25 protein-coding genes and 1 riboswitch are annotated in these 22,056 nt (G+C 61.8%); of the genes, 14 read left to right on the top strand and 11 right to left on the bottom strand.

Annotated features, from left to right (window positions below; all coding sequences use genetic code 11):
- Positions 1-15 precede the first annotated feature (15 nt).
- The 4 genes from H4V98_RS01560 to H4V98_RS01545 all read left to right on the top strand — a co-directional run bounded on the left by H4V98_RS01560 (position 16) and on the right by H4V98_RS01545 (position 2,260).
- The gene (locus H4V98_RS01560) at positions 16-1,008 is read left to right on the top strand and encodes an ABC transporter ATP-binding protein (protein WP_196864346.1); all 993 of its coding nucleotides are present in this window, start codon (positions 16-18) and stop codon (positions 1,006-1,008) included.
- Positions 1,005-1,250, top strand: coding sequence for a hypothetical protein (locus tag H4V98_RS01555; RefSeq protein ID WP_196864345.1), 246 nt, complete (start codon positions 1,005-1,007; stop codon positions 1,248-1,250). Before H4V98_RS01560 ends, H4V98_RS01555 begins: the two co-directional genes overlap by 4 nt.
- Positions 1,247-1,453, top strand: a complete 207-nt coding sequence (locus tag H4V98_RS01550; protein ID WP_196864344.1) for a hypothetical protein — start codon at positions 1,247-1,249, stop codon at positions 1,451-1,453. The genes H4V98_RS01555 and H4V98_RS01550 overlap by 4 nt, the downstream gene beginning before the upstream one ends.
- 609 nt (positions 1,454-2,062) lie before the next feature.
- Positions 2,063-2,260 (top strand): hypothetical protein, encoded by a 198-nt coding sequence (locus H4V98_RS01545; protein WP_196864343.1) that lies wholly within the window; start codon positions 2,063-2,065, stop codon positions 2,258-2,260.
- 155 nt (positions 2,261-2,415) lie between these two features.
- Here H4V98_RS01545 and H4V98_RS01540 read toward each other — a convergent pair whose 3' ends face one another.
- The 7 genes from H4V98_RS01540 to H4V98_RS01510 all read right to left on the bottom strand — a co-directional run bounded on the left by H4V98_RS01540 (position 2,416) and on the right by H4V98_RS01510 (position 8,590).
- A complete protein-coding gene (locus H4V98_RS01540; RefSeq protein ID WP_196864959.1) occupies positions 2,416-2,580 on the bottom strand; it encodes a hypothetical protein in 165 nt (54 codons plus the stop codon).
- A gap of 32 nt (positions 2,581-2,612) precedes the next feature.
- A complete protein-coding gene (thiE, locus tag H4V98_RS01535; RefSeq protein WP_196864960.1) occupies positions 2,613-3,257 on the bottom strand; it encodes a thiamine phosphate synthase in 645 nt (214 codons plus the stop codon).
- A 76-nt stretch (positions 3,258-3,333) separates the two neighbouring features.
- Complete coding sequence (locus H4V98_RS01530) at positions 3,334-4,152, bottom strand: thiazole synthase (RefSeq protein WP_196864961.1); 819 nt, start codon at positions 4,150-4,152, stop codon at positions 3,334-3,336.
- A 2-nt stretch (positions 4,153-4,154) separates the two neighbouring features.
- Positions 4,155-4,364 carry a sulfur carrier protein ThiS gene (gene thiS / locus H4V98_RS01525; protein ID WP_196864962.1) on the bottom strand — a complete coding sequence of 70 codons (210 nt, stop codon included), beginning with the start codon at positions 4,362-4,364 and terminating at the stop codon, positions 4,155-4,157.
- Complete coding sequence (gene thiO / locus H4V98_RS01520) at positions 4,361-5,434, bottom strand: glycine oxidase ThiO (protein WP_196864963.1); 1,074 nt, start codon at positions 5,432-5,434, stop codon at positions 4,361-4,363. Before thiO ends, thiS begins: the two co-directional genes overlap by 4 nt.
- Positions 5,435-5,734: 300 nt before the next feature.
- On the bottom strand, positions 5,735-7,672 hold the full coding sequence (gene thiC, locus H4V98_RS01515) for a phosphomethylpyrimidine synthase ThiC (RefSeq protein ID WP_196864964.1): 1,938 nt from the start codon (positions 7,670-7,672) through the stop codon (positions 5,735-5,737).
- 92 nt (positions 7,673-7,764) lie between these two features.
- Positions 7,765-7,879: riboswitch (TPP riboswitch) on the bottom strand.
- Positions 7,880-7,939: 60 nt separating this feature from the next.
- Positions 7,940-8,590, bottom strand: coding sequence for a hypothetical protein (locus tag H4V98_RS01510; RefSeq protein WP_196864965.1), 651 nt, complete (start codon positions 8,588-8,590; stop codon positions 7,940-7,942).
- Between the two features lie 242 nt (positions 8,591-8,832).
- Between H4V98_RS01510 and H4V98_RS01505 the strand changes: the two genes are divergently transcribed.
- From H4V98_RS01505 to H4V98_RS01475, 7 genes are all read left to right on the top strand, one after another.
- On the top strand, positions 8,833-9,411 hold the full coding sequence (locus tag H4V98_RS01505; RefSeq protein ID WP_280757243.1) for a Spy/CpxP family protein refolding chaperone: 579 nt from the start codon (positions 8,833-8,835) through the stop codon (positions 9,409-9,411).
- 347 nt (positions 9,412-9,758) lie between these two features.
- A complete protein-coding gene (locus H4V98_RS01500; protein ID WP_280757242.1) occupies positions 9,759-10,478 on the top strand; it encodes a hypothetical protein in 720 nt (239 codons plus the stop codon).
- A gap of 156 nt (positions 10,479-10,634) precedes the next feature.
- Positions 10,635-11,486 (top strand): endonuclease/exonuclease/phosphatase family protein, encoded by an 852-nt coding sequence (locus H4V98_RS01495; RefSeq protein ID WP_280757241.1) that lies wholly within the window; start codon positions 10,635-10,637, stop codon positions 11,484-11,486.
- 74 nt (positions 11,487-11,560) lie between these two features.
- A complete protein-coding gene (gene clsB, locus H4V98_RS01490; protein WP_280757240.1) occupies positions 11,561-12,838 on the top strand; it encodes a cardiolipin synthase ClsB in 1,278 nt (425 codons plus the stop codon).
- A 7-nt stretch (positions 12,839-12,845) separates the two neighbouring features.
- Positions 12,846-13,847 carry a YbhN family protein gene (locus H4V98_RS01485; protein ID WP_196864969.1) on the top strand — a complete coding sequence of 334 codons (1,002 nt, stop codon included), beginning with the start codon at positions 12,846-12,848 and terminating at the stop codon, positions 13,845-13,847.
- Between the two features lie 70 nt (positions 13,848-13,917).
- On the top strand, positions 13,918-15,237 hold the full coding sequence (locus H4V98_RS01480; RefSeq protein WP_196864970.1) for a putative DNA modification/repair radical SAM protein: 1,320 nt from the start codon (positions 13,918-13,920) through the stop codon (positions 15,235-15,237).
- Complete coding sequence (locus tag H4V98_RS01475; RefSeq protein WP_231374915.1) at positions 15,234-16,235, top strand: TIGR03915 family putative DNA repair protein; 1,002 nt, start codon at positions 15,234-15,236, stop codon at positions 16,233-16,235. The genes H4V98_RS01480 and H4V98_RS01475 overlap by 4 nt, the downstream gene beginning before the upstream one ends.
- 225 nt (positions 16,236-16,460) lie before the next feature.
- Here H4V98_RS01475 and H4V98_RS01470 read toward each other — a convergent pair whose 3' ends face one another.
- The 3 genes from H4V98_RS01470 to H4V98_RS01460 form a co-directional block, all read right to left on the bottom strand.
- Entirely contained in the window at positions 16,461-17,258 is a 798-nt protein-coding gene (locus tag H4V98_RS01470) for a fumarylacetoacetate hydrolase family protein (protein ID WP_196864971.1), read from the bottom strand.
- Positions 17,259-17,393: 135 nt separating this feature from the next.
- Positions 17,394-18,026 carry a MarC family protein gene (locus tag H4V98_RS01465; protein ID WP_196864972.1) on the bottom strand — a complete coding sequence of 211 codons (633 nt, stop codon included), beginning with the start codon at positions 18,024-18,026 and terminating at the stop codon, positions 17,394-17,396.
- A gap of 148 nt (positions 18,027-18,174) precedes the next feature.
- Entirely contained in the window at positions 18,175-18,921 is a 747-nt protein-coding gene (locus H4V98_RS01460; RefSeq protein ID WP_196864973.1) for an SDR family oxidoreductase, read from the bottom strand.
- Positions 18,922-19,018: 97 nt separating this feature from the next.
- Between H4V98_RS01460 and H4V98_RS01455 the strand changes: the two genes are divergently transcribed.
- Both H4V98_RS01455 and H4V98_RS01450 read left to right on the top strand, forming a co-directional pair.
- Positions 19,019-19,624, top strand: coding sequence for a 2-hydroxychromene-2-carboxylate isomerase (locus H4V98_RS01455; RefSeq protein ID WP_280757239.1), 606 nt, complete (start codon positions 19,019-19,021; stop codon positions 19,622-19,624).
- Between the two features lie 86 nt (positions 19,625-19,710).
- Positions 19,711-20,400, top strand: a complete 690-nt coding sequence (locus H4V98_RS01450) for a dienelactone hydrolase family protein (protein WP_196864975.1) — start codon at positions 19,711-19,713, stop codon at positions 20,398-20,400.
- Positions 20,401-20,601: 201 nt separating this feature from the next.
- Here the strand turns inward: H4V98_RS01450 and H4V98_RS01445 are convergent, their stop codons facing one another.
- Positions 20,602-21,489 (bottom strand): LysR family transcriptional regulator, encoded by an 888-nt coding sequence (locus H4V98_RS01445; RefSeq protein ID WP_196864976.1) that lies wholly within the window; start codon positions 21,487-21,489, stop codon positions 20,602-20,604.
- A gap of 203 nt (positions 21,490-21,692) precedes the next feature.
- Between H4V98_RS01445 and H4V98_RS01440 the strand changes: the two genes are divergently transcribed.
- Complete coding sequence (locus H4V98_RS01440) at positions 21,693-22,010, top strand: DUF4148 domain-containing protein (RefSeq protein ID WP_196864977.1); 318 nt, start codon at positions 21,693-21,695, stop codon at positions 22,008-22,010.
- Positions 22,011-22,056: the final 46 nt, after the last annotated feature.

Below are 22,056 nucleotides of genomic sequence, written 5' to 3'. Positions count from 1 at the left end.
TGAGGAGTTAAGGCAATGCACACCAACATTCCCCTTATGGTCCCGATGGCTGGACCGAGCCACGAAGCGCCTTCCGACCGCGACCTGCCGGGTGTAACGCCGGTCAAAACCTTGCTGAAGGAAATGACTCGCATGATGCTGGCGCACCCTTGGTTGCTGGCGTTGACGATTTTCCCCAACATCATCTCACCGGCCCTGGCGCCACTGCAAGCGTGGCTGGCCAATGAAGTGCTGGCCGAAGTCGCCAAGGGCGGCCGGGCTTTTGCATTGCAGGAGTTGCTCACCTATGTGCCTTATGCGCTGGCCGTTTTCATGGGGTTGGCGCTGCTGCAGATTTTTGAGAAAGTCAGCAACCGCATGTATGACGACCGGCTGCTGATCGACGTGCAGCGGCGCTGGTTTGAAATTCGCGGCGTCGGTTGCGCTGGCCAGCAGGTGGCCAAGGCCACCAATGACGCCAAAAACGTGGTCAAGATTTTCGATCTGGCCCAAAAAGAAATCTGGGTCGTGCTGATTGGTGTTCCGGCCGTGCTGCTGTGGCAGATCAAGCTGTCGCCAGAGTTGCTGCCAGCGCTGGTGGTAACGGCTTTCATCCCCTTCCTGGCGTCTTTGGTGTTCGGCCAGATCATTGCGCGGCTGAGCCTGCGCGGCGTGGTGCTGGTCGGCAACGTCAGCTCGGCCGTTGCACAGGGTGACAAGCGGCGCCTGCACACCGAGCAGGAAAAGCTCTACCGCAACCGGATCAAGTTTGAAGTCACCAAGCAGCTGAGCGAAGTGACCTCCGAGTTTGCCTTCTGGCTGTCGCTGGTGCTGGTGCTGACGCTGTCGCTGGGCGGGGTTTGGGCGCTGCTGCCGGAGCAGCTCACGGCCGCGCAGATTGGCGTCTTTCTGGTGAACCTGAAGCTGCTGACCAAGCCGCTCAATGCGGTGACCAAGATGCACAACAAGGTGCGTGAAAGCTGGCCCTCGGTTCGCCGGGTGCTGCGGCCCCAGGAGGCGGCAGCGTGAGCGAGCGAACTTCCTGCACCTGTCATGCGATCGACATCGAGACGTTTCGCGCCGCCTGCGCCAGCGGGGCGCACAACGTCAAAACCTGCTTCAAGGCCATCGGGTGCCTGCCCAAATGCAACGACTGCATCCCGATGGTCAGAAGTGTGCTGGCGGAGTTTTCTGAAAAAACACTGCCAGCGCAGTCCGTGGCGCTTACCGCGCCCATTTCCAACGCCTTGATTGAAAAGAGATCCCTATGAACCAACCCTACAAAACCAAATTGGCGCACATGCTGGACAACGGCGACAAGCTGGAATTCGAGTCCTTCGTCGAAGCCAGCAGCCACGACGACGCCGTGGCCCAGGCCAAGGTTCGCCTGCATGCGGTAATTGCCGCACTGGCCACGGCTGAAACCATTGACATCGACAAGACCAAGGTGGAAATGGGCGCGCACCAGCACTGAGTGGCAGCACCCGGTGCCCAGCCTTCAGGCGCCGAGATAAGCGCTTGATCCGGCTTCGCCGGCAACAGCGCTGTTTGTCCCAGTCTCAGGGCTGGTGCCGCGGCAAGTTGGTCCGGGTCACCGGCACAAAACCCATGGCCCAGGCCAGCGAGCGCGCAGCCTTACCTTCGTAAGCGCTGTCCATGAGCAGCACCACGTCGCCCGCATCCTGTGGGCCACGGCCTTGATCTGGCTTGGTTTTGCGTTGGCGTACAACGCAAGTAACCCAATCGGACGTACGGTACTCTCGCCAAATGCGTGTCGATTTGGCAGATGACGGAGTTGAGCCTTTTCCAATGTCAGGCTCGCCACAAAAAACTAACCTGACCCGAAAACTTCGGTGCCGAAAAGCAGCCTCTTTTAGTTTGAGGTCAGGGCATCAAAACCATGTGAAAACGCATCTTTTGATGCGTTCCAGTGGCTTTCAGCAGCACCGGTGAGGTCATTCATGCCCTGGTAACCGGTTACCAGGGTTTCTTCAGCGTCACCTGCGCTGCTTCGTTGAAGGCGTCTCCCCTAACGCTGTTCTCGCACCGTGACATACGTCCGCATGCCGTAGCTTGAAGCGCCATGGCCGCTCGCTGGCGTATCGTGACATCCGGTTCGGGTGTGCTTCAGCTGGACACTGCGAACCCACCCATAAAAAAGAAAGAAAATTTGATTTTAAAAACAACCAGGCTGTTCGTTATGACGGCGCTTGCCGAAATCGTGGGATTCTTTTTGCACTATCTATCGCTCCGTAAAAGCGGGTCCGTGTGGGGCTGCTAGAGCGCCTCCGCGCTGAATAGAGTGATTTTCCATGACTTCAAAAATCACCATCATTCCAGCGCAGGCGGGAATGACGACCTAGTTTAAATTGTGCGCGCCAGAAATGGCCCTGTTTGCAGGTCAGGGCGACAGCGCGCCAAGTCGTGTTCGGAAAATCAATGGCGCCATTTCACGGTGAGAGCCATATGCACAAAGCCCACAAACGTGACGTCGAGCTTGTCACGGCCAGTGGCCACGCAGCGAAAGGTCCGCATGCCTTGACTTTGTGCCGCCTGGACAATTTTATCCAAGGCATCTGTTTTTTCAGCCAAGTCAGGCATTTTGGTGCCTGAAATGACGCTGGAGACGCTTTTTAGCCAGCGGCCAGGCGCAAACCGGCCAGCGTCGCCTGCTGCGGGTCAGCGGCCAGCGTCACCGCGCTGACCACCGCCGCGCCATCGTTGTCACCACCCAGGCAGGCCAGCACGCCAGGCAGCCGCTCCAGCGAAATGCCACCTATCGCCACCACCGGATACGGCGTGGCCAGCGCGGTCCAGGCTTTCAGCTGCGCCAGACCAACCGGCGCGTAAGGCATGACCTTGAGTGTGGTCGGATAAATCGGTCCAATCGCCAGGTAAGACGGTTGCACGGCATGGGCACGCGCCAGTTCGGCTGGCGTGTGGGTGCTCAGTCCCAGCCGCAGGCCGGCGTTGCGCAGGACCTCGATGTCGGCGCTGTCCAGGTCTTCCTGGCCCAGATGCACACCGTAGGCGCCAGCCGCCAGTGCCAGCTGCCAGTGGTCGTTGATGAAGACCTGCGCACCCGGGACCTTTCGGCCCGCTTCGACGGCGGCGCGCACTTCGCGCTCGATATCAACCGGCATGTGGTCGGTGGCCTTGAAGCGCAATTGCACCGTGCGCACGCCCCAGCTCAGCAGGCGCTGCACCCAGGCGGCGTCGTGGACAACAGGGTAAAAGCCGATGGGGCCGGTGATGGGGGCGAAAGGCGCAGGGGTCATGACGGTCACCGTATCAAAAGATGGACGCTGGGGCATTGCTCCTTACCCAAAGGGGGAAGGAGTAACACGAAAAGTATCAGCCGGCGTGCCAGAACGGCACGCCGACGGTCGAGGTCGAGGCCTGCGCCGCGGCGCGCTCGGGCATGGGCGTTGACTCATACGCCGCGCGGCCTGCCGCCACGCCATCGGCAAACGCCCGCGCCATGCGCACCGGGTCGCCGGCCTGCGCGACGGCGGTGTTGAGCAGCACGGCGTCAAAGCCCAGCTCCATCACCTGCGCGGCATGCGACGGCCGGCCCAGCCCCGCATCGACGACCAGCACCGCGTCGGGCAAACGCCGGCGCATGGTTTCCAGTGCGTAGGGGTTGAGCGGCCCGCGTCCGGTGCCAATCGGCGCGGCCCACGGCATCACCGCCGCGCAGCCTGCTGCGTGCAGGCGCTGCGCCATCACCAGATCGTCGGTGGTGTAGGCGAATACGTCAAAGCCGTCTTTCGCCAGCGTCGTGGCGGCCTCCAGCGTGGCCACGGTGTCGGGCTGCAGCGTGTAGTCATCGCCGATGACTTCAAGCTTGATCCAGGTCGTGCCGAAAATCTCGCGTGCCATCTGCGCCAGCGTGATGGCCTCTTCAGCGCTGTGGCAGCCCGCCGTGTTGGGCAGGATGTGGCATCCGAGCGCCTGGATGCGCTGCCAGAAACTCGTGCCGCCGCCGGTTTCAGGCTGCAGCCGGCGCAGGCCGACGGTCAGCACTTCGGTGCCGCTGGCACGCACCGCATCGCCAAGCACCTGCGGCGACGGGTAATGCGAGGTACCAAGGAAAAACCGGCTGTTCAAGGTCTTGCCGCCCACGGTCCACGGACTGCCATGGGCGATGGAATTATTGACTGAATTGCTCATGTTCAGCCTCCGGTGATCGGTGTCACCACATCGATTTTGTCGCCGCTCTGCAGGCTGCGCTCGGGCCACAGCGGGCGCGGCACAAAGCCGCTGTTGACGGCGCAGGCAAAGGCGTTTTTCAGGTCGTAGCCGCGTTCCAGCAGCAGGCCTTGCAGCGTGGCGGCTTGGGTAGCGGTGCGTTCGCCGTTCAGGGAAATCTCAAAAGTGCTCATGTCGCCTCCTTACTTTCAGTGCCCAAGAGTTTATGGGCCAGTTCATCGACCACTGCCGGCGCGCACAAATAGCCATGACGGTACAGGCCGTTGATGTGCCACACGCCACCGCGCAGCACCACGGCGGGCCGGTGGTCGTCCAGTGCCGGGCGCAGCGCCGCCGACAGCCGCAGCACCCGCGCCTCGCCAAACGCCGGGTGCAGGCTGTACAGCGCGCTGCCCAGCTCCAGCGTCGAGCGCAGCGTGACCGGGCCGTTGTCTTCCGATTCGAGTTCGGTCGCACCGACGACGAACTGGTGGTCCGGCCGGGGCGCCACGTACAGCGCGTAACGCGGATGCATCAGCCGCACCGGGCGCTGCAGCGTCACGCCGGGGCATTCGACCCGAAGCACCTCGCCACGCACGCCGCGCACCGCCGGCCATTGCCCCTTGCTGCCGACGCCGCGCGCATCGACCGCCACATCGACGGCATGCGTGGCATCGGCGCACACGATGCGGCCTTCTTCCAGCCTTTCCACCGCCTGGCCTTCATGCCACTGACCGCCCAGCCGGTCGATCTCGATAGCCAGCGCGGCCATCCACTGGTCGTTGGCCAGCTGGCCTTCGCTGTCCAGGAACAGCCCGCCGCCAAAGCGCCCCGCCAGTGCCGGCTCTTGCGCGGCCAGCGCTGCCGCATCGAGCGTGTGGACCTGCGCGCGGCAGGCGTCGGGCAGCTTGTGCTGCAGCAGCCGGGTGAAGTGTTCCAGCGACGACTGGTCGGGTGCATGCGCCACGACCAGCGTGCCTTTCTGGCGAAAGTACACCGGCGCGCCGCCGCCTTCGGCCAGCTCGGCAATCCAGCGCGGCCAGAGCACCATCGAGCGCTGGCCCAGCGCGAACACGGCGTCATCCGACACGGCCAGTTCAGCCAGTGGCGACAGCATGGCCGCTGCCGTCATGCTGGCCGTGTCCAGCGCAGCGCGCGGACGCGCGTCAAACAAGGTGACGCGGCAGCCGGCGCGCAGCAGCCGCCAGGCCAGCGTGCGGCCCGCCAGGCCGGCGCCGGCAATGCCGATGTGAAGGGATGTCATGGTGAGGGTATGGAAATAGCGGGGTTGGAAAGACTGCAAGGGTAGCGGGATGGCGAGAATGGCAAAATTTCAGCGCGTCATTGTTTTTCCACTGCCCATGAGCGAAGCCAGGAATGAGGTCCAGCGGTGTGCGCACGGATTGGATGTTGAATTCAAGTAAATAATGCCTGTTGCGCAATACCCGCCTGCCCAAGCAGCTATTTTATTCATAGTAGGGTGCTAATTTTTTTCCCCTTGCGGAGAGTCCTCATCATGACCCCCCTCCTAAAGGGAGAGGGAACATGGCAGGGCAATTGAGCGTCAGGAATAAATCTCGCTGCCGCCCTTGCGGAACTCTTCGGCCTTTGCTTCAAAACTGCTTTCCATGTCAACCGCCACCGGCTTGATCGCAATCACGCCAGGCATTTTCATCGATGGGGCCAGCGTGGTGGTATGCGGGTTCAGACGCGCAAACTCGCGCACCTCCTGCGAGATTTTCATCGAGCAGAACTTCGGCCCGCACATCGAGCAGAAATGCGCCACCTTGGCATTTTCCTTGGGCAGCGTTTCGTCGTGGTAGGCCATCGCCGTGTCGGGGTCGATCGCCAGGCGGAACTGGTCTTCCCAGCGGAACTCGAAGCGCGCCTTGCTGACCGCGTTGTCCCACATCTGCGCACCCGGGTAGCCCTTGGCCAAATCGCCCGCGTGGGCGGCGATCTTGTAGGCGATCAGTCCCTGCTTCACGTCGTCGCGGTTCGGCAGCCCGAGGTGTTCTTTGGGCGTGACGTAGCACAGCATCGCCGTGCCGTACCAGCCGATGTTCGCCGCGCCCATGGCCGACGAAATGTGGTCGTAGCCGGGCGAGATGTCGGTGATCAAAGGGCCGAGCGTGTAGAACGGCGCTTCAAAGCAGGCTTCCAATTGCTTCTCGACGTTTTCCTTGACCAGTTGCAGCGGCACATGGCCGGGGCCTTCGATCATCACCTGCACATCGTGTTTCCAGGCGATCTGCGTCAGTTCGCCCAGCGTGTGCAGTTCGGCAAACTGCGCTTCGTCGTTGGCGTCGGCAATCGAGCCGGGGCGAAGGCCGTCGCCGAGCGAGAAGCACACGTCATAGGTCTTCATGATTTCGCAGATGTCTTCGAAATGCTCGTACAGAAAGCTTTCCTTGTGGTGCGACAAACACCATTTGGCCATGATGGAGCCGCCGCGCGAAACAATGCCGGTCAGGCGGTTTGCCGTCAGCGGCACATAAGCCAGGCGCACACCGGCGTGAATGGTGAAGTAATCGACGCCCTGCTCGGCTTGCTCAATCAGCGTGTCGCGGAAGATTTCCCAGGTCAGGTCCTCGGCCTTGCCGTTGACCTTTTCCAGCGCTTGGTAAATGGGCACCGTGCCAATCGGCACCGGGGAGTTGCGCAAAATCCATTCGCGGGTTTCGTGGATGTTCTCGCCGGTGGACAAGTCCATCACGGTGTCCGCACCCCAGCGGATCGACCACGCCAGCTTGTCCACTTCTTCCTCGATGCTCGACGTGACGGCCGAATTGCCAATGTTGGCATTCACCTTGATCAGGAAGTTGCGGCCAATGATCATCGGCTCGGTTTCGGGGTGGTTGATGTTGTTCGGAATCACGGCCCGGCCGCGTGCCACTTCGTCGCGAACGAATTCGGCGGTGATGTCTTTTGGAATCGACGCGCCGAACGAGTGGCCGGTCTTGGGCACGCGCTCGGTGGCCAGGCGTTCGGCCAGCTGGGCACGCACCAGGTTTTCACGGATGGCGATGTATTCCATCTCGGGGGTGATGATGCCTTTGCGGGCGTAGTGCATTTGCGACACATTGGCCCCCGCCTTGGCGCGACGCGGCACGGGCGCGTCGTTCATGCGCAGGGCTTTCAGGGCCGGGTCGTTCAGGCGCTCGCGGCCGTAGGCGCTGGTGATGCCGGGCAAGGCGTCGGTGTCGCCGCGCTCGTTGATCCATGCGGCGCGCAGGGCCGTCAAACCGCGCGTGATGTCGATGGCGGCCGACGGGTCGGTGTACACGCCGGACGAGTCAAACAAGCGCAATGGCGGATTGGCTTCGCGGCGGGTTTCGCTGCCTTCGGCGATCAGCGTGTCCGTCAGCGTGACTTCCCGAAACGGCACGCGAATGTCGGGCCGCGAGCCTTCGATGTAAATCTTTCGGGAGCCGGGAAAAGGGGTGCGCGTGATGCGGCTGGTCAGGTCCGCTGCGTTGACGGAAAGGGGGGTCTTGGCCATGGTTGTCTCCAGAAGGTGGTGGATGCCTGCCTGGGGAGCCGGAGATGTTGCCGCGAAGCCACCGCGCAAAGCGGTGAAAAAACGGACTACCGGAGCCAAAGTGCCTTGTTTCCTACGCGGGGATGATCCCGATCAGGTTCAGCGGGTCTCGCAAAGTTGCGATCTCAGCCTCGGATGTAAACATCCTTGGCACCCCGACAAGCTGCGGCGATTGTAAGCACGCCAGACGGCGGTTGGCAATACCCGACGTAGCAGCCGTTGCGCGGATCAGCCGAACCGGCTGGGCTGGCCCACCAGTTTTTTCGCCAGTTCGTCGAGCAATCCAGTGGTGACCTGCGCGGCCGGATAGGTGGTGTTCAGCACACCAAAGCCCCCCACGTTGGTCACGCGAAAGGCGATGCAGCCGGTGGCATGCTCAGGCGTCAGGGTAATGAAGGCGCGCGACTTGGTCTGGTAGTCGAACACATAGGCCAGCAGCTTGCCGCTGTCGGGGTTGCGCAAATCCTTGCGTTCATGCTGGATCTGGCCAACGGACAGGCGCTGTGTCACGCGTTCAAGGTCGGGTGGAAAGTTGACAGTGACGGTGTGGGTCGCTACCGGCCCGATGACCGGCAACAGGTCCCAACCGACGCCGATGTAGTCGCACACCTCGGCATTGCTCAGCATCTTGCGACGCGCGTCACAGCGAAAATTTCGCTGCGCCAAGGCGGGAAACGGCACCTTGCCGTCCAGGCTATAGGCCCCTGCGGCAGGCGGCTGAATCACGATAAGCTGAGCACACATGTCCTGCAGATAGGCCAACGCCACCCGGCAGGCCTGTTCGCAGGCTTGGGTGCCTGCCGTGAGGTCACGCTGCGCACCGAGTTCCAGGCCTTGCAGCGCGTTGGCACGCCTTTTCAGCTCTGATAGAAAACTCATGGACGGGCCAGTGTGTGTTGTGTTTTAAGACCAAAGCATAGCGCAGGCGGGCGCCCGGATAAACGCACAAGCCTTCTGGTTTGGAGTACGGAGGTGCGAGCTTTTGGTCGCAAAACGATTTTCATTTAACTTTACAAACCATAACCGGCGCGCAATGGCGGCGATACACGGGCACACCACACTTGCTTTCAAGCTGTCGCCAATTCCTGGTGGCAGTGCTTTTTTGTCCAAAGGAAACTTCCATGAAATTCGCACCCACATTACTGAACGGCCTGATCCTTGCCGGCCTGTTGACCACGACGGGGGCGGCCATGGCGCAAGGCACTGACGCGGCACCGGCAGGGCTGAAACCCGCCACATCGGCACCTGCAGCCCAGAACGCCGGGTCGCACCACGGTGAGCAGAGGATGGGCCGCCGCGATCCCGCCAAAATGCAGGCCCGGATGGCCAGGCACCAGGCTGAATTAAAAGCCAAACTCAAGATCACGCCGGCGCAGGAAAGCGCCTGGACCGCCTTCACCACGACGATGCAGCCGCCCGCCCGCATGATGAACAGCGAACGGCCCATGGCCACACAGCGCGCCGAACTTGACGCCTTGAGCACGCCCGAGCGCATCGACAAAATGAAGGCGCTGCGCACCCAGCGCATGACCGAAATGAATGCGGAGATGGACAAGCGCGGAGAAGCTGTCAAAACTTTTTACGCCACATTGAGCCCGGAACAGAAAAATACTTTTGACGCCGAGCACAGGAAAATGGGTGGGCATCACGGCGGCGGGCGCGGTCACCGCGACGGTGACGGCATGCGCCACAAAGACTGAACTTTCGACTGTCGAAGCCCAAGTGAGAACAACACCGGTTGCGCTAGTGCCGCCGGTGTTGTTTTTTTCCTTACCAGACAAACATCATGCTATTTTTTCAATAGCTGAAGATGCCTTTATAGCAAGCCCGTGATGCCTGTTTTATCGTTTTATAAAACGTCAGAACATTTATCCGAACAAGTGGTGGCTTTTGAACGCATCGTTTTTTGTCCGGCTTGCACTAGATCTTTCACAAGTAAGCAGCAATATCGCACCGACAAAGCCGCCCATACCTATGGGCGAGTTAAGGCTTTTTGGCAGCGCCTGTCCCGGAAGCATCTGGCGAACCCTGGACGCCTGATCCCGTCATGGGCGAGCCGCTTGCGCCCATGGCGCCTGAATTTTTCATGCCTTTTTTTGCACCAGCAGCGTTTTTGCTTGTGGCCATGTCAGTGGCGGAGCCGGAATCATCTGGCGAACCGCTTGGGGCCTTGGCAGCTTTTTTGGCACCCGAATGGTTCATGCCCCTGTTCATTCCCGTCGCGCCATTTTTGCCCATGCCTGCGGCTTGCCCGGAAGCATCACCTGAGCCTTGCACGCCCGAGCCAGTCATGGCTGAACCGCTGGCACCCATGGTGCCTGAGGAGTTCATGCCCTTGTTCATTCCCTTGTCCATGCCCATGGCACCCTTGGGGGGCATGCCTGCGGCTGAGCCGGAGGCATCTGGTGAGCCTTGCACGCCTGAGCCGGTCATACCGCCCGAACTGCTGGTCTGGGCTTGGGCCATACCGCCCATTGTCAGTACTGCCGCAACCGCGAAAGCCAGTGGCACAAATTTGATGGATGACTTTTTCAACATAAAAACTCCTTTGATAACGGATAAAAATGCGCTCGCCAATCGAGGGCCAGCGAAAGCACTGTTTCAGTTTATTGTTCGCTTCCAGATGCTTTTGCCAGATATAGGCATATTCCGGTGTAGGACGCTAACCTTGGACAGCACTACATTTGCCACATGGTTTGTGAAGTGGATGCGTGTGCTTGGCCTGGCGCTTTATGCTTACGCGCGCCGGCCTGTCCCGCAGAAATAAGTTACCGTCCTACAGTGCTGAATACCTCGCCGCGCAACAATCACGTCTGGTTCAAGCCAGACCGGTTTCCGGCATTTTTTTGCAGCCAGCTTGTTGCCCCTTCTTCCATCCCATACCGCGCTGCCTGGGATCCTTGATCCAGCGTCCGAGAACCTCATGCTCCATAAAATCAAAACACCTCATGCCGAGCCCCGTACAAGGCGTCTTGCAACTGGTGCCGAACCCACAACAGCTGACGACCCCAAAGCAGGAGTCGAACCGGCGTTCTCTTTCAAGGTGCTCACGGTAAACATCCACAAGGGCTTCACTTTTTTCAACCGCAAGTTCATCCTGTCCGAATTGCGCGACGCGGTGCGCTCCGTGGGCGCGGACGTGGTGTTTTTGCAGGAGGTGGCCGGCAGCCACCTCAAGCATGCGGAAAAGTTTGACAACTACACCGATCAGCCGCACTACGAATACCTGGCGGACAGCATCTGGGACCAGTTTGCCTACGGCCGCAATGCCGTCTACACCAACGGCCACCACGGCAACGCGTTGTTGTCCAAGTTCCCGATCGTGCGCTATGAAAACCGTGACATTTCCATCAGCGGCCCGGAGCGGCGCGGCATGCTGCATTGCGAGTTGCAGGTGCCCGGACAGAGCCACACGGTGCACGCCATTTGCGTGCACCTGGGCCTGGTCGAAACCCACCGCACCCAGCAAATGAAGCTGCTGTGCGACATGGTGCGCAAGGAAATTCCCGCGCGCTCGCCCGTGGTCGTGGCCGGGGATTTCAACGACTGGCGTCGGCGCGCACATTCGCAAATGGCCAATGGCGCGAATATGCACGAGGTGTTCGTGCAGGCCAACGGCCACGCGGCACGTACTTTTCCGGCCCGGTTGCCCATGCTGCAACTGGACCGCATCTACGTGCGCAATGCGGTGGGCCATTCGCCCATCGTGCTGCCCAGCCATCCGTGGTCACACCTGTCCGACCATGCGCCACTGGCGGCCGAAATCAGGCTTTAAAAGACTACCGCCATGCACCCGCACCGCACTCTTTCACCACCATTCCAGCGCCAGGCAGTTTGCAGGCAAAAGACATGACGCGCTGGGTTGGCGGCAACCGCTTTCAGTTGCTGGAAAACGGCGAGGCATTTTTTCCACGCGTTTTTGAATCGATTGTCGGGGCGCGCCATGAGGTGGTGCTGGAAACCTTCATTTTGTTCGAGGACAAGGTCGGGCTGGCACTGCATGCGGCGCTGCTGGCAGCGGCGTCGCGCGGTGTGCAGATCGACCTGACGATTGACGGTTTCGGCTCGCCTGACCTGTCGCCGGATTTCATTTCGGCACTGACACAGGCCGGTATTCGCGTGCATGTGTTTGACCCGGCGCCGCGCCTGTGGGGCTGGCGCACCAATGTGTTCCGGCGCATGCACCGCAAGATTGTGGTGGTGGATGGCCAGCGCGCCTTCGTCGGTGGCATCAACTATTCGGCCGATCACCTGGCGGACTTCGGGCCCGAGGCCAAGCAGGACTATTCGGTCGAGATCGAAGGCCCCATTGTTTCGGTGATCCACACGTTCGTGCACAAGGCGCTGGCGGCCGGGAAGCGCAACACCGGCAGGGGACTTGCCGGCCAGCTGCGCGAGCGCATCGCCGACCGGGCGCATTTGCTGACGAATCGCTGGCGCGCAGACTCCACGCCGGCGGGCGAGGCGGAGGCCATCTTTGTCACCCGCGACAACCGCAAGCACACCACCGACATCGAGCAGCATTACCGCATCGCCATTCGCGCCGCCCGGCACCGCGTGGTGATTGCCAACGCCTACTTTTTCCCCGGCTATCGGCTGCTCAGGGAAATGCGCCGGGCTGCCCGCCGCGGCGTCCAGGTCCGGCTGATCCTTCAGGGCGAACCCGACATGGCGATTGTCAAGACCGCCGCCAACCTGCTGTATGACCAGCTGTTGTCGGCAGGCGTGCAGATCTTTGAATACTGCGAGCGGCCGCTGCACGGCAAGGTGGCGGTGTCCGACGACACCTGGTCCACGGTCGGTTCGAGCAACCTGGACCCGCTCAGCCTGTCGCTGAACCTGGAGGCCAACGTGATCATCAAGGACCGCGCCTTCAACCAGCACCTGACCGCGCGGCTGGACCATCTGGTGCAGCAAAGTTGCAAGCAGATCCATGCGGCTGACTTGGTGGAATGGAGCTGGTGGCGAACGCTGCGCAGCTTTTTTGTCTTCCACCTGCTCAGCCGGTACCCGGCCTGGGCCGGCTGGCTGCCGGCGCACAAGCCGCGCCTCATGCTGGCGAAAGTGGCCGACACAGCGGTCGAAAGCGCTGGCGCCGACCGGGTGAGCCAGGCCGATGCGGCGTGAGGCGCCCATGAGCGAACGTCGAGGTGCTTCGGCGCCTGTCAGAAGCCAGACAGACAGTCGGCGCAAACTCACCGACCGGGCCTGGTGGCCGTGGCTGCGGCGCGCGGCCACGACGGTCTTTTTTGGCCTGGTCGCCTGGCTGCTGGTATCGCAGGCACGCACCATTGAATGGGGCAAGGTGCTGTCGTCGCTGCAGGACTATCCTCTGTCGGCGTCCTGGGGCGCTGTGGCGCTGGCCGCTGCCAGCTACGCGCTTTACAGCTGCTTCGACCTGCTGGGGCGCCACTACACCGGCCACCGGCTGCGCGCGTCCAGCGTGATGCAGCTGACGTTTGTCAGCTATGCCTTCAACCTCAACCTCGGCTCGGTGGTCGGCGGCATTGCCTTTCGCTACCGGCTGTATTCGCGGCTCGGGCTGGCCATGGGCACCATCACCCGCGTGATCAGCTTCAGCATGCTGGCCAACTGGATGGGCTATTTGCTGCTGGCCGGGCTGGTGTTCAGCCTGCAGCCGCCGGCCTTGCCGCCGGGCTGGAAGATCGACGCGTTCCAGTTGCGCCTGATCGGCTTCGCGTTGCTGGCGCTGGCGCTGGTCTACCTGGGCGCCTGCGCCTTTTCCCGCCAGCGAGCTTTTAGCCTGCGCGGCCACGACATCGAACTCCCTTCGCTCAGACTGGCCGGCCTGCAACTGGCCATGGGCGCGGGCAACTGGCTGCTGATGTCGGGCATCGTTTTCATCCTGCTGCAGCAGCGCATCGATTTTTTCAGCGTTGCCAGCGTGCTGTTGCTGGCGGCGATTGCCGGCGTTATCACCCACATCCCTGGCAACCTGGGCGTGCTGGAAGCGGTATTCGTCGCGCTGCTGTCGCAACGCATGCCCGAGTATGAGCTGCTGGCTGGGCTGATCGCCTACCGTGTGGTGTATTTCCTGGTGCCGCTGCTGGTGGCGACGGTGGTTTACCTGATGATGGAAACCCGGGCCGGTAGGGCAGCGCCGGCCCGGGTCTGAAGGCCCGATCGGTATTGCGGTCATTGCACCGGGCCACACCCATCTGGCCTAAACACTGTATATTATTACAGTGTCCAATCCAACCCTTCAGAACAAGCTCGCCATTCTGGCCGATGCCGCCAAATACGATGCCTCATGCGCTTCCAGTGGCACCGGCAAGCGCAATTCCATAGGCGGCCAGGGCATCGGCTCAACCGAAGGCAGCGGTATCTGCCACAGCTATGCGCCCGATGGCCGCTGCATCTCGCTGCTTAAAATTTTGCTGACCAATTTCTGCACCTACGACTGCCTGTATTGCGTCAACCGGGTCAGCAGCAACGTGCCCCGGGCGCGCTTCACAGTCGATGAAGTGGTGGGGCTGACGCTCGACTTTTACCGGCGCAACTGCATTGAGGGCCTGTTTTTGTCCAGCGGCATCATCCAGAACCCGGACTACACCATGGAGCAGGTGGTCGAGGTGGCGCGCCGGCTGCGCGAAGACCATGACTTTCGCGGCTATATCCACCTGAAGACGATTCCCGACGCTTCACCCGAATTGCTGGCCCGCGCCGGCCTGTATGCCGACCGCCTGAGCATCAACATCGAGCTTCCCACGCAAAGCAGCCTGCAGGCGCTGGCGCCTGAAAAGGACGGCCCCGCGATCCGCCGGTCGATGGCGCGGCTGCGCGGGCATATCGACGACGCCAAAGGCGCCGCGCAGGACCAGTCGCGCACCTCGATCATTTCGCTGCCACAGTCGCGCCGGGCTGGGCGCAGCGTTGCGCCGCTTTTTGCGCCGGCAGGCCAGAGCACGCAGATGATCGTCGGCGCCGATGCGACCGACGACCGCACCATCCTGGGCGCCAGCGCATCGCTTTATGGCGACTTCAAGATGCGGCGGGTGTATTACTCGGCTTTCAGCCCGATTCCGGATGCGTCTGCCCGTCTGCCGCTGAAGGCACCACCGCTGATGCGCGAGCACCGGCTGTACCAGGCTGACTGGCTGATCAGGTTCTACGGTTTCACGCATGACGAGATCGACCCCAAGCTGGCCTGGGCGTTGTCGCACCGGGCGCAGTTTCCGGTCGATTTGAACCGGGCGCCGCGCGAAATGCTGCTGCGCGTGCCGGGCTTGGGTGTGAGAGCCGTGGTGCGCATCCTGGAGGCACGGCGTGTGCGCGACGTGCGTGCCAGCGACCTGCTGCGGCTGCATGTGCCGCTGGCCAAAGTCTGGCCTTTCGTGCTGCTGCCTGACCACCATCCCGGCGCCACGCTGGAGGCGGACAACCTGGCAACTCGCCTGCGGCCCGCGCCCGCGCAAGCTGACCTGTTTGACGAACCGCAGGTGGCCCAACCCCTGGCAGCAGTCAAAGTGCCCGCCTTGAAACCTCCGCAAAGGACACTCGCATGACCCTGAGCACGGACCTGCTGACCCACGAATTGTTCCCATCGACGCGGGTACCGGTGATGCTGCACGGTGCCACCGACCTGCAGGGCTTTCGCCAGGCGGCCCGCAGCCTGCTGGCCCGGCTGGTGCCGCCCGAACAGGTGTCGTGGCACACCACCGACGCGCCGGTTCAGGACCTGTTTTCAACGCCGGATTCGGCGGTTGCAGCCGCCAACGCCGAGGCCTTCAGTGAGGCACCGGCCGTGAAGGTGCCAGCTGAGTTCATGGCGCTGTGCGAGAGCGTCATCCTGCACCGCGACCCGAACCGTTTCGGTTTGCTCTACCGTATTTTCTGGCGCCTGGCGCATGAGCCCGGCCTGCGCCACGACCCGCTCGATCCGGACCGGATCCAAGCCGCGCACCTGGCCCAGGCGGTGCGGCGCGACCTGCACAAGATGAAAGCCTTTGTGCGTTTTCGCTCGGTGCAGGACGAGCGTTTCAGGGCGCATCCGGAAGACGGCCCGCTGCATGTGGCCTGGTTCGAGCCTGGGCACCACATCGTCGAAGCCGTGGCGCCGTTCTTTGCGCGCCGTTTTACGCAGATGCGCTGGGCCATCCTCACGCCCGACCGCAGCGTCGAATGGGATTGCGTGAGCCGCCGCACCGCATTGCCTCCCCTTGCGGCAAGGCAGCCCTTCCAGCCAAAGCCTGTCGCCATGAATGGCCAGCTGCGTTTTGGCCCTGGCGCGAAAAAAAGCGATGCGCCCCCTGCCGATGCCGGCGAGCAGCTTTGGCTCACCTATTACCAGCACACCTTCAATCCGGCGCGCCTGAAGATGAAGGCGATGCAAAAGGAAATGCCGCACAAATACTGGCACAACCTGCCCGAGGCGGCGTTGATCGGTTCACTGGCGGCCATGGCAAACGAGCGAACCCTGCGCATGGTCGCTCAGCCCGCCACGGCCACCCACCGCCGCCTGCCCACACGCAGGGAGGCGCTTGCTCCAAGCGTCGAAAAATGAATAATTTAATAGCTGAAAAGGTCCGCTGGTATTGCGCAAAAAGCTTTTTTGGCTTCCAGTTTTGGTTTTGAGGTGTTGTGGCTAAAGCAAAACACCTGACGTGCAAAGTTGCCGTCTGCTTTGCCGCCCGGCCCTGTCTTCAAGGGAGCGCTGGCGTTCTGTCTGGCTTTGCCGCGCAGGACGAACAGGCGCCAGCGGCACCGGGCAAATGACCTGTGCCGGTCCTCAGCGGGCAAGCCCCGGGTTCAGGTTGGAAAAAGCAATTCGGGCCTCCCCGATGCCCTCAAACGTCGCCACCACCAGGTCCCCCGGAAGTGCCGGCAGCACGCCACACCAGGTTCCGGTGGTCACCACGCTGCCGGCGGGAAGTACCTGACCGCCCTGGGTGGCATGGCGCAACCACGCTGCCAGAACCCAGGCCGGATCACTCAGGGAATGCGTGCCCACAAAGGTTTGCGCCGGTGTGCCCGAAATCTCGACACGGCACGGCTGGGTTGACCAGTCGTGCGCCGCATCAAACGGCACCCAGTCGCCCAGCACCAGCGCGCCGTGCGACTGCAGGTCGGCCAGCTTGAGCAAATCAGGTGCCTGCAGGCCTTGCGTCCAGCGCGAATCCACCACCTCGATCGACACGGTCATGGCGTCCACCAGCAGGCAGGCGCTGTCGCGGTCCAGCCGGGCGGCCAGCGCTGCATCGACCGGCACGGCCAGGCGCAGGGCAATTTCAGCCTCAATGCCGCGCATGGCAAAAGGCCGGTCGGTGGTCGCCGGACTGTGCCAGATGCCGTGTTCGGGCAACCGGGCATGGGTTTGCGCATCCTGGCGCGAAGGGCCGCCGGTTTTCCAGTGCGACGGTGCGCCCGGCTTGAACCATGCCAGCTGCTCGGCCACGCCATGCTGCACGGCATACGCCTGCGCCGCACTTGTGATGACCGGGGCAAAGGGTGCGGCATCGGTGGTGTGGTGGCCGCCTCGGGCCTGTACCAGGGCTTGAATGACGGACTGCGCAGAGGCAAGTGGCATGGCGGGCAGGTCTTTCTGAAGTTGGGTGAAGGTCAGAGCGGTTGGCAAAGGCCTGCCGGGTTGGGCTTTGCCTTTGTTCGCGTCCGACGTCAAAAATGTCGGTGTATCCACGACTGCAGAAAATCCCGGCTGGACTCAATGCTTCAGGATGGGGAACAGCTTGCCCAGGCCGTCGGCCATGACTTCCACCGCCAGCGCAGCCAGGATCAGCCCCATCAGCCGCGTCATGACATTGATGCCGGTCTTGCCCAGCACGCGTGAAATCGGCTCGGCCAGTGAAAAGCAAACCGCTGTGGCCAGGCCAATCACCATCCCGTAGCCGACCAGCGTGCCCAGTTGCAGGAACGTCTTGGCTTTTTCGGCATAAATCACCACCGTGGACATGGTCGCCGGGCCGGTCAGCAGCGGGATCGTCAGCGGCACCACGGCAATGCTGGCGCCCTGGGCGGCCTTGGCCGCGCCGTCCTCAAACTCGTTGGTCAGCGGCTTGGCTTCGGCTGGCTGTGCATTGAGCATGTTCATGGCGCTGATGAGCAGCAGCAAGCCGCCGCCGACCTGGAAGCTGGCCAGCGAGATGCCGAAAAATTCCAGAATCTGCAATCCCAGCAAGGCGCTGATGGCAATCACGACAAAGGCGCTGAACGACGCCACTGCCACCGTTCGCTGCCGCTGGGGTCTGGAAAAGCCCTGCGTGTAGTGGATGAAAAACGGCACGATGGCCAGCGGGTTGACGATGGCCAGCAGCGTCACCAGGGGTTTGAAGTCCACGAATCAACTCTTTTCAAAAAGGGAACCTTGGGGCCAACAACAGCGCTGCAGCACTTGGCAAAGGGCGTTCCCTGCCAGCCAGGGCCGCAGGCGCAGCGGCCCCCTCGGGGGGCAGCGCAGTACGCGAAGCGACAAGCGTGGGGGCAATTCACCTTCCGCCCGCCACGTCGAGCAATGCGCCGGTCGTGTAGCTGGACGACGCGCCCATCAGCCAGACGATGGATTCGGCCACTTCCTCGGCACTGCCGGCGCGCTGCATCGGCACCAGCGGCGCCATGTCGCGCACCCGGTCGGGCAAGCCGCCGGAGGCATGGATGCCGGTCTCGATGATGCCCGGCCGCACCGCATTGACACGAATGCCTTCGGCTGCCACTTCCTTGGCCAGGCCGATGGTGAAGCTGTCAATCGCACCCTTGGCCGCCGCATAGTCAACGTATTGCCCAGGCGAGCCCAGCCGGGAGGCAACGCTGGACACATTGACGATGGCGCCGCCCGCGCCGCCGTGCCGCGTGCTCATGCGCCGCACGGCTTCGCGGGCGCACAAAAAGGAGCCGAATACATTGATTTCAAACATCCGCTGCAGGCGCGCAAGGGTGATGGCCTCGACCCGCGTGGTCTGGTCCACCACGCCGGCGTTGTTGACCAGTGCGGTCAAGCGGCCGAATTTGGCGTCAATTTTTTCAAACATCGCCACCACCTGCGTCTCCACGGCCACGTCGGCCTGCACCGCCATGGCCTGGCCGCCGGTCTGGCGAATCTGCCGCACCACCTCGTCGGCGGCCAGCGAGTTGGCGGTGTAGTTGACGGCCACGGCATAGCCGTGCCGTGCGGCCATCAAAGCCGTGGCGGCGCCAATGCCGCGCGAGCCGCCGGTGATCAAAACAAGTTGCGACAAACCAGTCTCCTGCAAAAAATGGCAATCCCGGTTACAAAGGGCATCGCGCTTAAACCCCTGACTGTACTGATTTCCTGACCCCTACCGGAGAAAAATCTTGAGCATCACCGTTGACTATTACTTCACCCCGCAAAGCCCCTGGGTTTACCTGGGGCACGAGCGCTTTGCGCGGATTGCGCGCTCAGCGGGCGCAGCGGTGCGAATGTTGCCAATCGACCTGGGCAAGGTTTTTCCCGTTTCAGGCGGGCTGCCGCTGGGTCAGCGCGCTACGCAGCGACAGGCTTACCGGTTGCTGGAACTCCGGCGGTATGCGGATTTTCTGCACCTGCCAATGAACGTCAAGCCGAAATTTTTTCCGGTTTCCGGCGACGCTGCTTCACGCCTGATCATTGCCGTTGATCTTCACGACGGGGCAGATGCCGCGATGAAGATCAGCGGCGCGGTCTTTGGCGCCTGCTGGGCGCAGGACAGGCACATCGCCGACGAGAAAGTGCTGGCCGAATTGCTCGACGAAGTCGGCCTGGATGCCGCGCGCCTGGAGCAATCCGCCAGCCAATCTGTACAGGAGCGCTACGAGGCCAATACCGCGCAGGCCATCGAGGCTGGCGTGTTTGGCGCGCCCAGCTACGGGATCGACGGCGAATTGTTCTGGGGTCAGGACCGGCTTGACTTTGTCGAGCGCCGGCTCGGGGCTGCCGTCTAAAGAATCCAGCACTTGCATTTCCCTGCTCTTTTGCTTTTCAGCCTTTCTTTTTTTAAAACAAGTTACCAACAGGAGCTTTTCACACCATGGGTCAATTCACCAGCCTCACCTCTGCCGACGGTTTCACGGTTTCCGCCTATGTGGCCAAACCTGAAGGCACGCCGCGCGCGGCCATCGTCGTGCTGCAGGAAATCTTTGGCGTCAACTCGCACATCCGCGCGGTTGCCGACCGTTTTGCCGCCCAGGGCTATCTGGCTGTGGCGCCGGCCACGTTTGACCGCACCAGGACCGGCGTGGATCTTGGCTACACCGAGGACGACATGAAGGCCGGTTTTGAGCTCAAGACCGCTGTTGACGCGCTGCCGGGCGCTGGCGTGCTGCAAGACATCCAGGCTGCCATCGACCATGCCGCCGAACTCAGCGGCGGCAAGGTCGGCATCATCGGCTTTTGCTGGGGCGGCCTGCTGACCTGGAAAGCCGCCTGCCTGCTCAAGGGCCTGTCGGCAGCGGTTCCCTACTATGGCGGCGGCATGACGGCCGAAGCCGAAATCGCCCGCCAGCCGCAATGCCCCGTGATGGCGCACTTCGGCGACCGCGACCACTGGATTCCGATGGAAGGCATTGAGGCGTTCAAACAAGCACATCCCGAGGTGGCGGTGCATGTTTATTCGGCGGACCACGGCTTCAACTGCGACCAGCGCGGCGCATACGACGAAGCAGCGGCCAAACTGGCGCGTGAGCGCACGCTGGCCTTCCTGGCCGACCAGCTTGGCTGACGGTTAAATGGCGATTGGCTGAAAAACAAGTGTTTTAAGCCTTTTCCGCTTACCAGGTAAGCGTGATTAGCTATTTTATTGATGGCAAATTTCTCGCTCGCATTGAATCGGATGCTTTGGCTGCTCCGATTCGTCAGCTGGTTTGCAGGCAATGCCCCTGTGCCGGGGCGTTGCCTGCGACCACAAACGCTGACAGAAGCTTCAGTCAATCTTCCAGCGTTTTTCCAGGAATGCCAGCAGCGCCTTTAGCGCCGCGCTGTTCTGGCGGCGCTGCGTGTACGCCGCATAAAGCCAGATTGGTTCAGGGGTGAACTCTGGCAGCACGTCTTGCAAGCTGCCGTCTTCGAGCATTTTTTTCACCATCAGACAGGGCAGGCGGGCAACACCCATGCCTTTGACGGCCATCTGCATCAACGTCAAGGAATCGGTCGCGTCCATGCGGCTGCGCAAGGCAACGCTGTGAGGTTTTCCATCCACGTGAAATAACCACGTGGGTTGCAGACCGGAAAGCGACAGCGTCAAGGCATCGTGCAGTGCCAGTTCATCCGGGTGCGCAGGTTGGCCGCGCTTTTCCCAGTACCCCGGGGCGGCGCAGATGACCATGTGCATTGGTCGCAGTTTGCGCACGATGAGATTGGGATCAGGCGTTGCGCCGATACGCAGCGCCAGGTCCATGCCTTCTTCGACCATGTCGCGCACGCTGTTGCTCAAGTCCAGGCTGATCTGCACTTCAGGATAACGTCGCATGAAGTCGGCCAGCAAGATGGACAGTTCCACGCCGCCAATGCCATGCGGCGCCGTTATGCGCAGGCGTCCGCTGGGCTCACGCGAGCGGTGCAGCAATTCGTCGCGTGTCAGGGCCATCATTTCCAGCAAGGGCGTGCTGCGCTCAAGCAGCAAGGTGCCCGCGTCGGTCAGGCTGATGGTGCGCGTGCTGCGGTTGAGCAAGCGCGTGCCGAGTTGCCTTTCCAGCTCCGAAACGTACTTGCTGACATTGGCCTTGGAGACATCCAGCGCGACGGCCGCGCGGGAAAAACCGCCACGGGCTGCCACTTCACGAAAGGTGCTGATAAGTTTGAGGGTGTCCATTGTTTCCATTTCTGAAACAGAGTGATTCTGTCTCAAGGTACTTAAAAATGCAACTAAGCACCTACCTGTTAATCACACCATACGCAAGGTTGCAAACCCTGTGAATCGCGTTTTCGGCACAGCCGGGCTTGACTGATTGGCCAATGCCGCAAAGCGTACCTGATTCAATGGAACCATTAACTTAACTTGAAAGAAACGACATCATGAACACCACCAAAATCCTGGCTTCCACCATCATTGCCATGGCATCGGCCATGGCCGGCAACGCTTTTGCGCAAGCCCCTGACCATGTGTATCCCCCCGTCAACACCATGTCCAGCAGCGTGACGCGGGCAGAAGTCCAGTCCGAACTGGCGCAGGCGCAGAAAAACGGCGTGGCATTGCGCGATACCACTGACCATGGCTATGCAGGCAGCATGGCCGCCATGAATGGCAACACAAGCAAAACGCGTGCTGAAGTGCATGCCGAACTGCACAGCTACATGATGAATGGCGGCGGCATTCCTTACGATCACAGCTAAAGCAAGCATTGACTGACAACACCCGGAACACCGGGCGGTCAGATCA

The organism is Polaromonas sp. CG_23.6, from assembly GCF_029892315.1.
In the GTDB taxonomy this organism is placed as follows: Bacteria; Pseudomonadota; Gammaproteobacteria; order Burkholderiales; family Burkholderiaceae_C; genus Polaromonas.
This window is presented reverse-complemented; position numbering and strand designations above follow the sequence as displayed.

Bases quoted from the DNA above. Each gene is read 5' to 3' on its own strand.
- H4V98_RS01550 (WP_196864344.1), top strand. From the start codon at position 1,247: ATGAACCAACCCTACAAAACCAAATTGGCGCACATGCTGGACAACGGC.
- H4V98_RS01540 (WP_196864959.1), bottom strand. From the start codon at position 2,580: ATGCCTGACTTGGCTGAAAAAACAGATGCCTTGGATAAAATTGTCCAG.
- H4V98_RS01470 (WP_196864971.1), bottom strand. From the start codon at position 17,258: ATGCCACTTGCCTCTGCGCAGTCCGTCATTCAAGCCCTGGTACAGGCC.
- H4V98_RS01485 (WP_196864969.1), top strand. From the start codon at position 12,846: ATGAGCGAACGTCGAGGTGCTTCGGCGCCTGTCAGAAGCCAGACAGAC.
- H4V98_RS01530 (WP_196864961.1), bottom strand. From the start codon at position 4,152: ATGAGCAATTCAGTCAATAATTCCATCGCCCATGGCAGTCCGTGGACC.
- H4V98_RS01505 (WP_280757243.1), top strand. From the start codon at position 8,833: ATGAAATTCGCACCCACATTACTGAACGGCCTGATCCTTGCCGGCCTG.
- H4V98_RS01560 (WP_196864346.1), top strand. From the start codon at position 16: ATGCACACCAACATTCCCCTTATGGTCCCGATGGCTGGACCGAGCCAC.
- H4V98_RS01500 (WP_280757242.1), top strand. From the start codon at position 9,759: ATGGGCGAGCCGCTTGCGCCCATGGCGCCTGAATTTTTCATGCCTTTT.
- thiC (WP_196864964.1), bottom strand. From the start codon at position 7,672: ATGGCCAAGACCCCCCTTTCCGTCAACGCAGCGGACCTGACCAGCCGC.
- clsB (WP_280757240.1), top strand. From the start codon at position 11,561: ATGACGCGCTGGGTTGGCGGCAACCGCTTTCAGTTGCTGGAAAACGGC.
- thiS (WP_196864962.1), bottom strand. From the start codon at position 4,364: ATGAGCACTTTTGAGATTTCCCTGAACGGCGAACGCACCGCTACCCAA.
- H4V98_RS01440 (WP_196864977.1), top strand. From the start codon at position 21,693: ATGAACACCACCAAAATCCTGGCTTCCACCATCATTGCCATGGCATCG.
- H4V98_RS01545 (WP_196864343.1), top strand. From the start codon at position 2,063: ATGGCCGCTCGCTGGCGTATCGTGACATCCGGTTCGGGTGTGCTTCAG.
- H4V98_RS01445 (WP_196864976.1), bottom strand. From the start codon at position 21,489: ATGGACACCCTCAAACTTATCAGCACCTTTCGTGAAGTGGCAGCCCGT.
- thiO (WP_196864963.1), bottom strand. From the start codon at position 5,434: ATGACATCCCTTCACATCGGCATTGCCGGCGCCGGCCTGGCGGGCCGC.
- thiE (WP_196864960.1), bottom strand. From the start codon at position 3,257: ATGACCCCTGCGCCTTTCGCCCCCATCACCGGCCCCATCGGCTTTTAC.
- H4V98_RS01450 (WP_196864975.1), top strand. From the start codon at position 19,711: ATGGGTCAATTCACCAGCCTCACCTCTGCCGACGGTTTCACGGTTTCC.
- H4V98_RS01475 (WP_231374915.1), top strand. From the start codon at position 15,234: ATGACCCTGAGCACGGACCTGCTGACCCACGAATTGTTCCCATCGACG.
- H4V98_RS01495 (WP_280757241.1), top strand. From the start codon at position 10,635: ATGCTCCATAAAATCAAAACACCTCATGCCGAGCCCCGTACAAGGCGT.
- H4V98_RS01510 (WP_196864965.1), bottom strand. From the start codon at position 8,590: ATGAGTTTTCTATCAGAGCTGAAAAGGCGTGCCAACGCGCTGCAAGGC.